A 14,689-nucleotide genomic window follows, 5' to 3' on the forward strand; every position below is an offset into this window, starting at 1 on the left:
CCGTTTCGGGCTTTCGGCCCGGTCAGGAGGCAACCTCTCTAACTTAGCGGATCGAGTCCCGCTCGTCAAACCGCCTGTCCAGCGGTTCTCGGTTCGGATCTCTCCCACATCCGGCGCATCACACCGGGCCGGCGACATGGTCGTCGGCTCGGGATGAGCTCCGGGGGGTGTCGCCTGCGGGACCGTCCATCGCGGTGCGTTCCGCGGTGTCCGTTCCTCCCTGCCGGGCGACGTCGAGAACATTACGCAGCCCCGGGCGCCGAGAGCAAATCCGTGCCGTGGTGACGCCGGTCACCGCGCCGAGATCCGCGTGATCACGCGCCACAGACGCGCGGAAGGCCCTGCGAGCGCGTCGCAAGGCCTCCCGAGCAGGGCTCGTCACGGGCCGCTGCGGCTCCGGGCCGACGGGTGTCCGCCGATCCCGTCGCGCGCCGGCGAGGGCGCTCGACGGCTGGGTCGACGACGGTCGACCCCCGCGCGCCGACTGGGTCGAGCGTGCTCACCGTCGCGTCGGACGGCCACGGGTGCCGGGCTCAGTACAGCGCGCTCGCCATGGCGCGCCGGGCGGCCACCACCCGCGGGTCCTCCCCGCCGACGACCTCGAACAGGTCCACGAGCCGGACCCGGACGCGCTCCTTGTCGTCGCCCGCCGTCACGCGCAGCAGGTCGATCAGGCGGTCGAACGCGTCGGTGACCTTGCCGCCGAGCACGTCGAGGTCCGCCACCGCGAGCTGGGCGTCCACGTCCCGGGGCGCCTGCGCCGCGGCCGTGCGGACGGCGGCGAGGTCCGCGTCGCGTGTCCGGGCCAGCAGGGCGACCTGCGCCAGGCCGGCCCTGGCCTCGTGGTCACGGGGGTTCTCGCGCAACGCCTGCTCGTAGGCCGCGGTGGCGGCGTCGAGGTCGTCGCGCTCGATCGCGTCGTACGCGGCCTGGTGCAGCGGCGGGAGCTCGGGCTCGGGCGCCTGCGCCGGCGCGGGCTCGGCCGGTGTCACCGTGCCGGTCAGCCCGTTGGCGGCGGCCGCCTCGAGCACCTGGTCGATCACGGGTCGGATCTGCTCACGCGGCGCCGCGCCCTGGAACAGCGGCACGGGCTGCCCTGCGAGCACCGCGGCCACCATCGGCACCGACTGCGCCTGGAACGCCGCGGCGATCTGGGGGTTGGCCTCCGAGTCGACGCGCGCCAGGAGCCAGCGGCCCTGGTCCTCGTCGGCGAGCGCCGCGAGGTCGGCGACCACCTGCTGGCTGGCCTGCGACCACGTCGCCCACAGGACGACGACCACCGGGTGCTCCGTCGAGCGGCGCACCAGCTCGGGGAACGAGGCCTCGTCGACGTCGACCACGTAGGCGCCGGGCTGCGGCAGGCCGCCGGGGCTCCCGGGCGGCGGCGTGGGCTTGGCCAGCGCGGACAGGTCCACCGCCCCGCGCACGTCGAGCCGGGGTCGCTGGGGATCGGTCTGAGCCATCTCGTCGTCCTTCGTCGTGCTGATCGTGCCTGCCGGCCCGACGCGTCCGCGGGGTCCGGGCGTCGTGCTGCCACACCGTGCACCGCGCGCCGGCCGTGGCAGCCCGACCGACGCGGTCGATCGTGTCAGGAAGCGGTCACGCCCGTCACCACGAGCTCGCCCGCGAGCACCTGCACCTGGGCCTGCGACCCGGCCGGCGGCACGTAGAGCACGACGATGCCGGTGAACGTCCGCTTGGACTCGTGGGCCGCCGACGTCGCACCGGCGAGAGCCGCGTAGAACGGGTCGGACAGACCGATGGTCGCGCCATCGAGCGTGACCGTCATGCGCGAGACCGCGGTGAACGTGCCCGTGACGATCGCGCCACCGTCGACCGTGCGCAACGCGGTGGCCGGGTTCGGGTCCATCTCGTAGCTCGTCGCCGCCGTGCCCGCCGAGCCGATGCCCGAACGGGCCTCGGCGCGCAGGTCCTCCATCTCCTGCACGAGCGGGCTCGCGGCGAAGCTCGCCGCGTACTGCGAGGCAGCGCCGTTCGCCGCGACGTCCATGAACTGCGTCAGCGCGTCCGTCGGCGTCAGCAGCAGGCTCGTGTCGTCCGCGGCGAGCGTCTCCGAGCCCGCGTCGGCGGGTGCGGTCGCGGGCATCTGCGAGCCGGGCATGAGCCGCGCCCAGCCCCACAGCTTGTAGAGCGCGCGAGGGTCGTCCTGACGCAGCACGAGGATGCGTTGCGCCTGCAGGTCGTCGGGCTGCTCGGTGACGACGAGCTGCGTGCGCGACCAGTCCGTCGTCTGCGGCACGACCATCGCGAGCGCGTTCGTCGGGAGCGCCGTCGGCGGCTTGGCACCCGCGGTGGCCGACGCCCGGACGTACTCGGCGGTGCGCATCGCGAGCGCGGGTCCCTCGACGCGCGGCGCGAGCGCCCCGGGGTCGAGCGCCTCGTCGGACGCGGTCAGGACCTCACCCAGCGAGGTCAGGACGCGCTCGGACTGCGGGACGGTGAGCGCGGCCGGCGCGACCGCGGGGGCGGGCGGCGCGTCGGGCTGCGGCAGGTCGGGCGAGCACGCGCCGACGAGCAGCGCCACGAGCGCGCAGGCCGCCACGGTCGCCACGAGCCGTCGGCGCGCGGGCGCAGGCCTGGTGCGGGTGCGGGACGTCGCGGTCATCGGTCGCCCTCCCCACTGCCCTGCTCGGGCGTCTCGGTCGTTCCGGTATCCGGTTCTTGTGCGGCCGGCAGGCCCCACGCGCGGCGCCAGGCGTCGGCACGTGAGCCGGCGGTGTCCGCCGCACGCTGGTCGGCGCCCGCGTCGGCGGAGGGTGCCCGGCCCGCTGCCGAGCCGTCGGGGCCCGGGCCGCTAGGGATCCAGCCGCCCGGGCTGGGGAGCGCCGAGCCGCCCGCCGGGGGCGCCGGGGTCGGGGTCGTCGCAACCGGGCGGCCCGACGCGGCGGTCGAGCCCGCCGAGCCGAGCCACGACGGTCGGGTGCGCCCGTGGTGGTCGGACGTCCCGCCCGCCTCGGCGGGGGGGACGTGCTGCTGCGGGGCCCGTGCCGGCAGCGTCGCCAGCGCCTGCTGCGGGGGCCGCGCCCGGGCCGGCAGGATGTGGTGGCGTCGTGGACGACGAGGTCGCGCTCGCGCCACCGGTCGCGTCGGGCGCCGGGGCCGCGGGGCCTCGGGACCACGCGCTGCGCGCGCCGGACGTCGTGCCCGAGGTCGGCGCGCCCGGCGTCGCCGCAGCGTCGGTCGTGCCGGCTCCGGTCGGGGCGGCGCCCCTCGGGGACGGGCTCGTCGGAGCCGCACCCGTGCGAGGCGCGCCCGTGCGAGCCCCCGTCGACGCGGGAGCACCCGGGGCGGGAGCCGACGGCGTGACCGGCGACGCGGCGCCCGGGGCGGGCGACGACGACCGCGCGGCGCCCGGCGCCGCACCTGGTGCGGTGGTCGCCGTCGAGCGGAGGTCCGTGCCGGACGAGGGCGCCGCCGACGCGGGGCTGCCGCTCCCGGGGACAGCCGGGACCGTCGCGGTCGGCGGGGTGCCGCTGCGGCGCATCGCGCGTCGGCTCAGGGGCGTACCCGCCCCGAGCGTGGGGGTCGCGCCGGTGGTGACGGTGGCGTCCGTCCCGTCGCCCGCTGGCGTCGGACCGCTCACCGAGGCGGGGAGCGTCGGCAGGGCGGACGACGACCCCGCAGCCGCCGCGGCAGACGAGCTGTGTCGACCCTCGTCGTGCGGCGGGACGGTCTGGTGGGCGCCGGTCACGCGCGGCAGCGAGCCCGTCGGCGTGCGTCCGCGTGCTGCCTGCGCGGCCTCGCGCAGCTCGCGCCGGGTGAGCGGACGACCCTCGTCGGCCACGGCCGGGACGGCACCGGTGTGCACCGACTCCCAGGTGCCCTGGCGGTCCCCCGTGCGGCTGCGCAGGAGCACGAAGGCCGCGCCGAGGACGAGCAGGGCGCCCACCACGACGCACGGCCACAGCCACGGGGTCGTCACGACCCGCGGCCAGGAGATCTCGAGCGTCGGCTCGCTCGTGCCCGTGCTCACCGCGAGCAGGCTCCAGCGGCCGCCCTGCGCGGGCCACACGAGCTCGGCGCTGCGCGTCCCGGTCGCCTCGGCGACCCAGTTGTCGTTGCCCGCCGGGCTCACCTGGGCGGGAGCCTCGGCCGGGGGCTCGGCACCGGCCGTCGCCTCACCGGTGGGCGCCGCGCTCGGTGCGGTCGTGGGTGCCGTGGTGGCGGCGGCGGTCGCCGGCGCGGTCGCCGCCGGCGTGCCCGTCGCGGCGGGGTCGGGCGTCGCACCGCCGGGCGAGGGGGCCGTGGGCGGCTCACCCGCGGTGGTCGCGAGCGCGTCCCAGCTCGCCAGTCCCGTCACGCGTGTGTAGGGGTCGGTGCCGACCCAGCCGTCCACGTCGGTGTCGCGACCGACGACCGCGACGACGTCGCCGTCGGGGGCCGTCACGCGCACGGTCGCGGGGTCGCCGCCGAGCTCGAGCACGCCGGGGTCGGTGACGACGACGTGGGTCGTCGCGGTGGTCGTCGCGACGAGGACGTCGTCGGCGCGCCAGACGGTCGCGGAGGCGACGCCGAGGCCGATGACGACCAGTCCGACGACGCCGACGGCGGCCGTGATCACTCGCTTGCGCACGCACAGTCCTCTCAGGCGGAGAGCCCCAGGATAGGCAGACCAGCCGTCAGGACGCGGACGCAGCGGACGTCGTGGGACGACCCGGGTGCTCGTCACGGGCCTCGTCGCGCCGCCTTCGGGCGTCCCGGCGGGACCGTCCGGCCGTCGGCGGCCGCAGCCGCGGCGGACCGTCGTCGGTGCTGCAGGACGGTGAAGCCGCTCTCGTCGCACCGCCCGATCCCCCCGTCGGGTGAGCGCGAGCCTCTATCCTGAACCCGGGCCCGGAAGGGCGACGTCCGCATCGTCGCCCGCGGCACTCGTCCCACCCGGACGAACGCCGCAGCATCAGCCCCCGGCCCACGCCACCGAGGAGGAGATCTCGTGCCCGAAGCCCGGCCTCAGTTCCCCGTCGTCAACTTCCGCGGGTACGAGCGCGAGGCGGTCGACAGCCGGATCGCCGGACTCGAGCACGCGCTCGCGGAGGCACGCTCGCAGGTCGAGGCGCTCGACGCGAAGTCCCTGCAGATCGCCGGCGAGCTCTCCGAGGCGCACCGCCAGCTGCGGGAGGCCGAGCGCCCCACGTACTCCGGGCTCGGGTCGCGCATCGAGCAGCTGCTGCGCTCGGCCGAGGAGCAGTCCTCGGACGTCGTGACGCAGGCGAACGCCCAGGCCGCCGACGCGCTCGCGCGCGCCAAGCTCTCCGCCGGCCAGCTGCGCGCCCGCGCCGAGAACGAGGTCGCCGAGCTGCTCGCGACGGCACGCCGTGAGGCCGAGGAGGTCCGCGCGACCGCGGCGACCGAGGCCGAGAGCACGCTGCTCGCGGCGCAGCGCCGCGCCGAGGAGCTCGTCGGCTCCGCCGAGCGGGAGGCCGCGCGCATCCAGAGCGCGATCACGACCGAGGAGAGCGAGCGGCGGACATCGCTCGAGCGCGAGCTGGGCACGCTGCGCGCGAGCGTCGAGCACGAGGCGACCCAGCTGCGGGTCGCGACCGAGCGCACCGCGGCCGAGCTGCGCGCGCGGGCCGAGCAGGAGACCACGCAGCAGCGCGACGAGGCGGACCGCTACGCGCAGGACCTGCGTCAGGCGGCCGACGAGGAGACGACGGCGCTGCGCCAGCAGGTCGAGGCCGACGCCGCCGCGCTGCGCACCGAGGCTGAGCGCTACGCCGCCGAGCTGCGCGCGTCCGTCGCGTACGAGGTCGCGCAGCTGCGCCAGGAGGCCGGCGCCGAGACGACGTCGCTGCGCACGCAGGCCCAGGAGTTCGCCGACTCCACGCGGGCCGCCGCGGAGCGCGAGGCGACGGCGCTGCAGCAGCGGGTCGCGGCCGAGGTCGCCGCGCTGCGCACCGAGGCGGACCAGTACTCCGCGTTCGTCCGAGCGCAGGCCGACCGTGAGACGGGCGAGCTGCGGGCCGCGGTCGCCGACGAGACCGCCGCGCTGCGTCAGCAGGTCGAGCAGGAGGTCGCCGCGCTGCGCGCGCAGGCCGAGCAGTACGCCACGGAGGTACGCGCCGCCGCCGAGCGGGAGAGCACCGAGCTGCGCGAGCGCACCGCGCACGAGGCCGCGCACCTGCGCGACACCACGGAGCGCGAGACGACCGAGCTGCGCGAGACGACCGGCCGCGAGGCGACGCTGCTGCGTGAGTCGACCGACCGAGAGACGCGCGAGCAGCGCGAGCAGACGCGCCTCGACACCGAGCGCGTCCTCACCGAGGCGCGTCGTTCCGCGGCCGAGGCGCTCGCGAACGCCAAGGCCCGGGCCGACGAGCTCGTGCGCGAGGCCGAGCAGCGGCTCTCCGACGCCGAGCTCGAGATCGCCTCGAAGCGCGAGGCGAGCGAGCGCGAGGACGCCGCGCGGCACGACGCCGCGCGCGCAGAGACGGAGCGCCTCGTGCGCGACGCCGAGGCGCACGCCGCCGAGGCCGAGGAGCGCGTGGCCAAGGCGCTCGCGCAGGCCGAGAAGGTGCGCACCGACGCCGAGAGCCACGCCAAGGAGCTCCTGGCGAACGCCCGCCGGAACGCCGACAAGGTGGTGGCCGAGGCGCGCGAGCACGCCGAGAAGCAGATCTCCGAGGCGATGACCGAGTCCGAGCGCGAGCGCACGACCGCTGCTCGTCAGGTCGAGGACCTCAACCGCCAGCGCGAGTCGATCACGACCTACCTCGACGAGCTGCGCAACCTGCTGGGGCACGACCCCGACCGTGCGGCGCTCGACCGGGCGCGGCGCGCCGAGGCCGAGTTCGCGGCGACGCACGGACCCGCCGGCGGGAACCCGAAGGACGCGGCGAAGCAGGCGGTCCAGGGCCGGTCGGCCGAGGCTGCCTCCGCGACGCGTCCGACGCCCACCGGCGACATCGTCGGCGTCGGCGGCAAGCCCCGCACGAAGTCCCGCCCGAAGTCGCGTCCCGCTCCGCTGTCCGCGGCCGCAGCGGCCGCTCCGCAGCAGGACGCACCCGCCCCGGCCGAGGACGTCGACGCGTCCCAGCCGGACCAGGTCACCGACGTCACGGCTCCCGACGCCGCCGCTGCGCCGCAGGACGGGGTCGCGCACGAGGCCGGGGACACCGGCCCGGGCGAGCACGACGAGGCCCGGCCGGAGGCCGCCCCGCACGAGGGTGGCCAGCACGACGAGGACCAGCACGACGAAGGCCAGCACGAGGGCGAGCAGGGCGAGGGCGAGGCGTCGCCGCACGCCGAGACGCACTGACGCGATGAGCAGCGCGCAGCGGTGCGTCGCCCGTCGGGCCACGGCGGGCGACGCACCGCTCGTCTCCCGGACCACCTGCCGGCCGAGCCCGGCAGGTGCGGCCCCTCAGGTGACGACCTCGACAGACCGATCAGGACGGACATGAGTGACACCGACGCCGCACGCTGGCGCGAGGAACGCCGCGAGGCCGCGCACGCGCACGCCGAGGCGCTCGAGCGCCGTCGCGAGGCGGAGTCGGCCCGCGCGCACGCGATGATCCTGGAGTTCGTCGCGTACGCGAAGGTGCACGGGCCCGCGCCCGAGCCGCTGCGGGTGCGGACGTACGACGGCCGGCAGCGCTACCGCACACCGCTCGAGGGCTGGTACCTGCGGACCGACGAGACGGTCGCGATCGACACCGACGGCGCGTTCTACGTGCTGCGGACGCCGCCCAGCCTGGCGGGGCGTCTGCGCGGCGCACGGCCCGAGCCGTCCGACCCGCCGCTCGTCATCGGCGCGGGCGGCAAGGACGGCGAGTCCGTCGACATGAAGGACGCACTGGCCCGCCTGCGCGGAACGGCCTGACGCGGCGGCTCAGGCGGAGTCGGCGCGCTGGGCGAGGTCGCTCAGCGCTGCGGCGACAGCGGCGGGCTGCTCGACCGCGGACATGTGACCGGACCGCGGCACGACGACGAGCTGCGCCGCCGGTGCGGCCTCGACCATGTGCTCGGCCGCCGCGACCGGCGTGACGGTGTCCTCGTCGCCGACGACCACCGTCACGGGCCCCGGGAAGGCCGCCAGCACGTGGGTGCGGTCCGGTCGCGCGGCCATCGCACGCTGCGCCCAGGCGACGTCGGCCGGGTCCTGCTCCTCGATCCACGCGGCGAGCTGCTCGCTCACCGCGGGCTGCGCGGCGCGCGTGCTCTCGCCCACGAGCGAGGTCGCCATGCCCGTCACGGCCTCGACCGTGCCGAGCCGCTCGGTCTCCTCGGCGACCTGCAGGCGCGCGGCGCGGGCCTCGTCGGTGTCGGCGGTCGACTTGGTGTCGACGAGGCCGAGCGCGGCGACGAGCTCGGGGTGCCGCTCCGCGAGCGCGAGGGCGACGTACCCGCCCATGGACAGGCCCACGACGACCGCGCGCCGCGTCCCGCGCTCGGCGAGCTCGGCAGCAAGCCGGTCCGCGGCGTCGTCCAGCGAGGGCGCCGCGTCCTGCGCCCAGGACGCGGCCGCTCCGGACGAGGTCCGCCCGGAGGAACCGGGCAGGTCCGCGGCCAGCACCTCGCGCGGACCGACGAGCCCGGCGGCCGTCGCCTCCCACATGCGGTGGTCGAGCGGGAAGCCGTGCAGCAGCACGACCGGCAGCGCCTCGCCGTCGTCCTCGCGCAGGACGTGCAGCGTCATGTGCCCTCCTCGTCGTCGATCGTGTCGCCCTGGGGCCGGTCGGCGGCGGGCTCGGTCGAGGTCGTCGTCGGTTCGAGCCTAAGCCCGACGCGCGAGCGCGGTCGCGTGCTCGAGCACCGCCGCGACGCCGTCGTCGCCGTTGGCGGGGCACGCGTGCCGCGCGTGGGCGCGCACGTCGTCGTAGGCGTTGGCGACCGCGAAGGACTCCCCCGCCCAGGCGAGCATCGGCAGGTCGTTCGGGGCGTCGCCGCACGCCCAGACGTCCTCGGCGGGGACGCCCCGCTCCTGCGCCCAGCGCGCGAGCGCGCGGGCCTTGGTGACGTCGAGGGCGCTGATCTCCCCCAGCCCGACCGCGCCCGAGTCGACCGCGAGCGCCGACGTGCCGATCGCGGCCTGCACGGCCGCGCTGTGGCGGTCGCCGTGGTCGGTCCCGGTGCGCACGAGCAGCTTGAGCGTCGAGTCGGTCAGGACGTCCTCGATGCGGTCCGCGACGGGGCTGTCGGGCGGCACGACGTGCACGTCGCGGTAGCCCCGCTCGGCGGCGAAGCCCTCGGCGCGCTCGACGGCCAGGTGCACCTCGCCCAGCGTGCTGCGCAGGGCAGCGGCGAGCTCGGTGACGAGCTGGGCCGTCATGCCGCGCTCGGCGAGCACGCGGCCTGTCGCGACCTCGACGACCGCGGCGCCGTTGGCGCAGATCGCGACGCCGTGGCCCGCGACGTGCGGGGCGAGCGGCGCGAGCCAGCGCGGCGGACGCGCGGTGACGAAGACGACCTCGATGCCGGCGTCCTCGGCGTCCCGCAGGGCGGCCGACGTGCGCGGCGAGACCACGCCGCCGGGGTCGAGCAGCGTCCCGTCGAGGTCGGTCGCGACGAGGCGTGGCGGGCGGGTGGGCCACGTCGACCGGCTCGTCGCCAGCGTCTGCGTCACTGCGGTCCTCCGTCGGTCGGCGTGCGGTGTGGTCCGGGTGCGGGTCTCAGCGTCCCCGCGCGGGTGCGCGCCGGCTGGGGCCGCGCCGGCCACGGGCGTCCCAGCACGCGGTGTGCCAGTGGCGGCGGTCGTCGACCGCGTCGCCGAACCAGCCGTCGGCGCGCCAGGCGACGACGTGCGCGGCGCCGGCCGGCACGAGCTGGTCGCACCCGGGGCAGCGGTACTCGCGCTCGCCGCCGCGCACGCGCTGCACGACCCACTCGCCGTCGGGCGCGTCCTGCACGGTGCGACCGCCCGTCGCGCGCTCGACGTCGAGGGGCACGTGCTCGGCGCCGTACGGGCGCTTGGTCGAGCGTCGGGCCATGGGTCGATCCTCCCCGATCGGGTCGGCGGACGACGAATCCTGTGCCCACGGGCGATGCCCGGAGCCCGACGGCACGCGCCGGGCCGACAGACAGCCGTGCCCGGCGGTGCACGAGGCACCTCCGGGCACGGCGGGGACTGCGGCGGGTCAGAGCGTCGCGGCCGACTCGATCGTCGGGATCGTGCGCGTCCGGACGAGCTCGGCGAACCAGCGGCCCGAGTCCTTCACGGTGCGCTCGAGCGTGTCGTAGTCGACGTGCACGACACCGAACCGGCGGTCGTACCCGTACGCCCACTCGAAGTTGTCCAGGAGCGACCAGACGAAGTACGCCTGGACGTCGACGCCCTTGTCGAGCGCCTCCCCGACGGCGTCGATGTGGTCGTGCAGGTACGCGACGCGGTCCTCGTCGTGCACACGCCCGTCCTCGCTCAGCGTGTCGTAGAACGCGGCGCCGTTCTCGGTGATCGCGAGCGGCAGTCCGGGGTAGCGCTCGTGCAGGCCGACGAGCAGCTCGACGAGGCCCTCGGGCTCGATGTTCCAGCCCATCGCGGTGTGCGGGCCGGGCTGCGGGAGCCACTCGGCGTGCGTCGCGCCGACCCACGGGCTGTTCGGCGACGAGCGGTGGCCGTCGGGGCCGGGCTTGCCGTCGCCCACCGGGGGCGTGCCGTACTTGACCCGGCCCGTGGAGTAGTAGTTCACGCCGAGCACCGACAGCGGGACCTGGATGAGGTCGAGGTCGCCGTCGAGCACGAACGACCAGTCCGTGATGTCCGCGGTGTCGGCGAACACCTCCTTGGGGTACTCGCCGTCGACCACGGGGCCGAGGAAGACCTCGTTCGCGATGGTGTCGATGCGGCGCTTGGCCTCGACGTCCGCCGGGTCGTCGCTCGCGGCGCGGGTCACGTGCAGGTTGAGCGTGATCGAGATCGGCGCGTCCTGCCCGAGCACGTCCTTGATCGCGCGGGCGGCCAGGCCGTGTGCGAGGTTGAGGTGGTGCACGGCGCGCAGCGCCTTCTCGTCGTCCGTCACGCCGGGGGCGTGCACGCCGCTCGCGTAGCCGAGGAACGCCGAGCACCACGGCTCGTTGAGCGTCGTCCACAGCTTGACGCGGTCACCGAGGACCTCGGCGACCTTGCGCGCGTACTCGGCGAAGCGCAGCGCGGTCTCACGGTTGGCCCAGCCGCCCGCGTCCTCGAGCGGCTGCGGCAGGTCCCAGTGGTACAGCGTGACGACGGGGTCGATCCCGGCGGCGATGAGCTGGTCGACGAGGTCGGAGTAGAAGTCCAGGCCGGCCTGGTTGAACTCGCCCGAGCCCGTCGGCTGGATGCGCGGCCAGGCGAGCGAGAAGCGGTACGCCTGGAGCCCGAGCTGCGACATGATCGCGATGTCATGCGGGACGCGGTGGTAGTGGTCGGCGGCGACGTCGCCCGTGTCGCCGTTGAGCACCTTGCCGGGGGTACGGGAGAACGTGTCCCAGATCGAGGGGCCGCGGCCGTCGACGTCGACGGCGCCCTCGATCTGGTAGGACGCCGTGGCCGAGCCCCAGACGAAGGCGTCGGGGAACTGGCGGCCGGAGGGGCGCGTCGTGGTCATGGCTGAGAGTCCTTCGATGGCTGACGGGTGCACCGGCGGTCAGACCCGCGCCAGGGCGGGCCGGAACCGGTTCCGGCGAAGTTCGAATCGTTACGATAGCGGAGACTGCGGTCATCGACCAGCACGCCGGACCAACCGCACGATACCGAGGGCCCGTCCCCCGGCTCACAGCCCGCGGGCCGTTGCTCGTCGTCGAATCGCTTCAACGACGAGACTGCACCACATCGGTAGGATCCGCGCCATGGCCACGATCGCCGACGTCGCGAAGCTCGCCGGCGTCTCGTCGTCCACGGTCAGCTACGTCCTGTCGGGCAAGCGACCCATCTCCGGGCCCACCCGCACGCGCGTCGAGCACGCCATCCGGGAGCTGGACTTCAGCCCGCACGCCGGCGCCCGCGCGCTGGCCACCAACCGGACCAACGTCCTCGGGCTCGTCGTGCCGCTGCGCGCGCTCGAGACGAACTCCGCGACCGTCATGGAGATCGTCGCCGGCGTGCTCACGGCCGCCCGTGAGCACGGGGACGACGTGCTGGTCCTCACCGACGAGGACGTCGCCGACGTGCACCGCCTCGCCGCCGGCTCGCGCGTCGACGCGCTCATCCTCATGGACGTCGAGCGCCAGGACCCGCGACTGCCCGTGCTGGCGGCGCTGCGTCAGCCGTCGATCCTCATCGGTGTCCCGAGCCGGACGCGGGAGCTCTCGTGCATCGACCTGGACTTCGCCGCCGCCGGCCGGCTCGCGGTGCGGCACCTTGCCGAGCACGGCCATACGCGTGTCGCGCTGCTCGGCGCGAGCGAGGCGGCCATCGCACGCGGGGCCAACTACGCCGTGCGCATCATCGACGGCTTCCGCGAGGAGGCGGGCCGGCTCGGTGTGCACCACGCCGTCGTGCCGCTCGAGGACACCTACCCGCAGGCCGCCGCGGCCGTCGCGCGCGCCCGCGCCGAGGTCGAGGGCCTGACCGCGCTCCTCGTGCACAACGAGGGCGCGCTGCCGGGCGTGCTCGACGCGCTCGCGCGCGACGGGCTGCGCGTCCCCGAGGACGTCTCGGTGCTCGCGGTCAGTCCCACCCGGCTCGCCGCGCACCTGCCCGTGCCGCTGTCGGTGATCGACGTGCCCGCGGTCGAGATCGGCCGGACCGCGGTCGCGATGGCCGTCGACCGGCAGCAGCGACCGATGGCCGCCGAGACCCGCCTGCTGGCCCCGCGCCTGCTCGAGCACGGGAGCTGCGCCGCACCTCCGGTCCCCTGAGGCGCGCGGCGGGGTGCCGCAGCGGACGAGCGGCTGGTCAGGGACTGGTCACGAGCCAGCGGTGCCCGAACGGGTCGACCAGCCAGCCACCGCGCGTGCCGTCGGGCAGGTCCTGCGGTGCCCGGTCCGGTGTCGCGCCCGCCGCGACCGCGCTCGCGTAGGTCGCGTCCACGTCGGGCACCGACACGACGACCGCACAGGTCGAGCGTCCGTCGAGGGTCTTCGGAGCGTACGCGCCGTACTCGTGCGCCTCGTCGGACAGGAAGACCGGCGCGCCGTGGATGTCGAGCGCGACGAACCCGATCCGGCCGTCCTCCTCGTCGTACCGCTCCCCCGCGGTCGCGCCGAACGCCGCCGCGTAGAAGGCGAGCGCGCCGACGCCGTCGTCGACCGTCAGATAGGGCACCGTGCGTCCCATGCCGTCCCCCGTACCGGACGGCGTCGTCGCCGCCCTGGTCCCCCTGGTGTCGCCCACGTCGAGGCGTTTCGATTGAACGCCGCGCGGGACCGGCGGTCAAGGCCTCGTGGCGCGGCTCGGGGTCGACGAGACGTCTGTCTCCCGGCCGCGCACCACCGGCCCGCGTTCTGCCGCCTCGCCGGGCGTTCGGCGGCACCGGCCTCGGGTCAGACCACCGGGACGCCCGCACGCAGCACGCGCCGCGCCCGGAGCTCCTCGTCGACCACCACGACGTCCGCACGCAGACCCGCCACGAGCGCACCCCGGTCGGCGAGCCCCAGCACCGTCGCGGGCGTCGTCGACGCCGCCCGCACCGCGTCGACCAGCGGCACGCCCGCGGCCGCGGTGGACCGCACGACGTCGAGCAGGTGCGCGACGCCGCCCGCGATCGCGCCGCTCTGGCCGTCCGGGCCGACGATCCGCGCCACGCCGTCGGCCACGCGCACCGCCATCGGCCCGAGCTGGTAGTCGCCGTCGGCCATGCCCGCGGCGGACATCGCGTCCGTCACGAGGGCGATCCCGTCGGCGCCGACGAGGTCGAACACCGAGGCCACGGTCGCGGGCGCGAGGTGCGTCCCGTCCGCGACGAGCTCGACCACCAGCTCGCCGCGCGAAGCGGCCGCCAGGCACGCCATGACGGGTCCCGGGTCGCGGTGGTGCACCGGGCGCATGCCGTTGAACAGGTGCGTCGCGGTCGGGCGAGGTCCCCGCGCGTGCGGGGAGGCGGCCAGCAGGTCGAACGACCGGTCGACGGCCGCCTCGACCTCCTCGGCGCTCGCGTCGGTGTGGCCGATCGACGGCAGCGCGCCGGCGCGCACGAGCGCTGCGAGCACGTCGGCGGCGTCGTCGTCCGCATCGGCCGTCGTCTCGGCCGCGGTCACGCCCGCGACCTCGGGCGCGATCGTCATGGTGACGAGGTGCCCGCGCGCGGCCTCGGCGATCCGCGCGACGAGCCCCGGGTCACCGGCCAGCATGTCGTCGGGGTTCTGGGCGCCGCACCGCGCGTGCGACAGGAACGGGCCCTCGAGGTGGATCCCCGCGAGCACGCCCTCCTGCGCGGACTCGGCCAGGAGCGCCGTGCGTGTGAGCAGCGCGTCGGCGGGGGCCGTCACGAGCGAGGCGACGAGCGAGGTGGTCCCGTGGCGCAGGTGCTCGTCGGCGGCACGCCGGACCTCCTGCGCGGTCGTCGCGTCCGGGAAGCTCGCGCCGCCGCCCCCGTGGCAGTGCAGGTCGACCAGGCCCGGGAGCACGGTGTCGTCCGAGGTCTCCGGCAGGCGCTCGTTCCACGGCGCGGGGGCCTCGTCGGCGGGGCCGATCCACGCGATCGTCGCGCCCCGTGTCACGAGGAGACCGTCCTCGAGGACGTCGGTCGGCGTGACCACCCGGCCACGCAGCAGGATCTCGGACTCGGGCAGGTCGCTCACGCCGCCATTCTTC

12 protein-coding genes are annotated in these 14,689 nt (G+C 76.1%); 3 read left to right on the forward strand and 9 right to left on the reverse strand.

From position 1 onward, the window contains the following. Positions 1-533 precede the first annotated feature (533 nt). The 3 genes from CPE01_RS08135 to CPE01_RS08145 all read right to left on the reverse strand — a co-directional run bounded on the left by CPE01_RS08135 (position 534) and on the right by CPE01_RS08145 (position 4,594). On the reverse strand, positions 534-1,463 hold the full coding sequence (locus CPE01_RS08135; protein ID WP_146806159.1) for a tetratricopeptide repeat protein: 930 nt from the start codon (positions 1,461-1,463) through the stop codon (positions 534-536). Positions 1,464-1,588: 125 nt separating this feature from the next. After that, a complete protein-coding gene (locus CPE01_RS08140; RefSeq protein ID WP_146806160.1) occupies positions 1,589-2,626 on the reverse strand; it encodes a DUF8094 domain-containing protein in 1,038 nt (345 codons plus the stop codon). Between the two features lie 189 nt (positions 2,627-2,815). Next, the gene (locus CPE01_RS08145; RefSeq protein WP_146806161.1) at positions 2,816-4,594 is read right to left on the reverse strand and encodes a hypothetical protein; all 1,779 of its coding nucleotides are present in this window, start codon (positions 4,592-4,594) and stop codon (positions 2,816-2,818) included. 360 nt (positions 4,595-4,954) lie between these two features. On the opposite strand from CPE01_RS08145, the gene CPE01_RS08150 reads away from it, so the two are divergent. Both CPE01_RS08150 and CPE01_RS08155 read left to right on the forward strand, forming a co-directional pair. Next, positions 4,955-7,279 (forward strand): coiled-coil domain-containing protein, encoded by a 2,325-nt coding sequence (locus CPE01_RS08150; RefSeq protein ID WP_146806162.1) that lies wholly within the window; start codon positions 4,955-4,957, stop codon positions 7,277-7,279. 141 nt (positions 7,280-7,420) lie between these two features. Beyond that, positions 7,421-7,843, forward strand: coding sequence for a hypothetical protein (locus tag CPE01_RS08155; RefSeq protein ID WP_146806163.1), 423 nt, complete (start codon positions 7,421-7,423; stop codon positions 7,841-7,843). A gap of 9 nt (positions 7,844-7,852) precedes the next feature. Here the strand turns inward: CPE01_RS08155 and CPE01_RS08160 are convergent, their stop codons facing one another. From CPE01_RS08160 to CPE01_RS08175, 4 genes are all read right to left on the reverse strand, one after another. After that, complete coding sequence (locus CPE01_RS08160) at positions 7,853-8,659, reverse strand: alpha/beta fold hydrolase (RefSeq protein WP_146806164.1); 807 nt, start codon at positions 8,657-8,659, stop codon at positions 7,853-7,855. A 78-nt stretch (positions 8,660-8,737) separates the two neighbouring features. Further along, the gene (locus tag CPE01_RS08165) at positions 8,738-9,586 is read right to left on the reverse strand and encodes an HAD-IIB family hydrolase (protein WP_246783812.1); all 849 of its coding nucleotides are present in this window, start codon (positions 9,584-9,586) and stop codon (positions 8,738-8,740) included. 46 nt (positions 9,587-9,632) lie between these two features. Further along, positions 9,633-9,950, reverse strand: a complete 318-nt coding sequence (locus CPE01_RS08170) for an Rv1322 family protein (RefSeq protein ID WP_146806165.1) — start codon at positions 9,948-9,950, stop codon at positions 9,633-9,635. A gap of 147 nt (positions 9,951-10,097) precedes the next feature. Next, positions 10,098-11,543, reverse strand: a complete 1,446-nt coding sequence (locus CPE01_RS08175) for a GH1 family beta-glucosidase (protein WP_146806166.1) — start codon at positions 11,541-11,543, stop codon at positions 10,098-10,100. Positions 11,544-11,784: 241 nt separating this feature from the next. Here CPE01_RS08175 and CPE01_RS08180 point away from each other — a divergent pair, with 241 nt between their 5' ends. After that, entirely contained in the window at positions 11,785-12,795 is a 1,011-nt protein-coding gene (locus CPE01_RS08180) for a LacI family DNA-binding transcriptional regulator (protein WP_146806167.1), read from the forward strand. Between the two features lie 37 nt (positions 12,796-12,832). Here the strand turns inward: CPE01_RS08180 and CPE01_RS08185 are convergent, their stop codons facing one another. Together CPE01_RS08185 and CPE01_RS08190 are read right to left on the reverse strand one after the other, a co-directional pair. Continuing rightward, complete coding sequence (locus tag CPE01_RS08185) at positions 12,833-13,213, reverse strand: VOC family protein (protein WP_146806168.1); 381 nt, start codon at positions 13,211-13,213, stop codon at positions 12,833-12,835. Positions 13,214-13,419: 206 nt separating this feature from the next. After that, the gene (locus tag CPE01_RS08190; RefSeq protein WP_146806339.1) at positions 13,420-14,667 is read right to left on the reverse strand and encodes an N-acetylglucosamine-6-phosphate deacetylase; all 1,248 of its coding nucleotides are present in this window, start codon (positions 14,665-14,667) and stop codon (positions 13,420-13,422) included. Positions 14,668-14,689: the final 22 nt, after the last annotated feature.

The organism is Cellulomonas persica, assembly GCF_007989825.1.
Classification (GTDB): Bacteria; Actinomycetota; Actinomycetes; order Actinomycetales; family Cellulomonadaceae; genus Cellulomonas; species Cellulomonas persica.

Bases quoted from the DNA above. Each gene is read 5' to 3' on its own strand.
- CPE01_RS08135 (WP_146806159.1), bottom strand. From the start codon at position 1,463: ATGGCTCAGACCGATCCCCAGCGACCCCGGCTCGACGTGCGCGGGGCG.
- CPE01_RS08140 (WP_146806160.1), bottom strand. From the start codon at position 2,626: ATGACCGCGACGTCCCGCACCCGCACCAGGCCTGCGCCCGCGCGCCGA.
- CPE01_RS08170 (WP_146806165.1), bottom strand. From the start codon at position 9,950: ATGGCCCGACGCTCGACCAAGCGCCCGTACGGCGCCGAGCACGTGCCC.
- CPE01_RS08155 (WP_146806163.1), top strand. From the start codon at position 7,421: ATGAGTGACACCGACGCCGCACGCTGGCGCGAGGAACGCCGCGAGGCC.
- CPE01_RS08180 (WP_146806167.1), top strand. From the start codon at position 11,785: ATGGCCACGATCGCCGACGTCGCGAAGCTCGCCGGCGTCTCGTCGTCC.
- CPE01_RS08185 (WP_146806168.1), bottom strand. From the start codon at position 13,213: ATGGGACGCACGGTGCCCTATCTGACGGTCGACGACGGCGTCGGCGCG.
- CPE01_RS08160 (WP_146806164.1), bottom strand. From the start codon at position 8,659: ATGACGCTGCACGTCCTGCGCGAGGACGACGGCGAGGCGCTGCCGGTC.
- CPE01_RS08175 (WP_146806166.1), bottom strand. From the start codon at position 11,543: ATGACCACGACGCGCCCCTCCGGCCGCCAGTTCCCCGACGCCTTCGTC.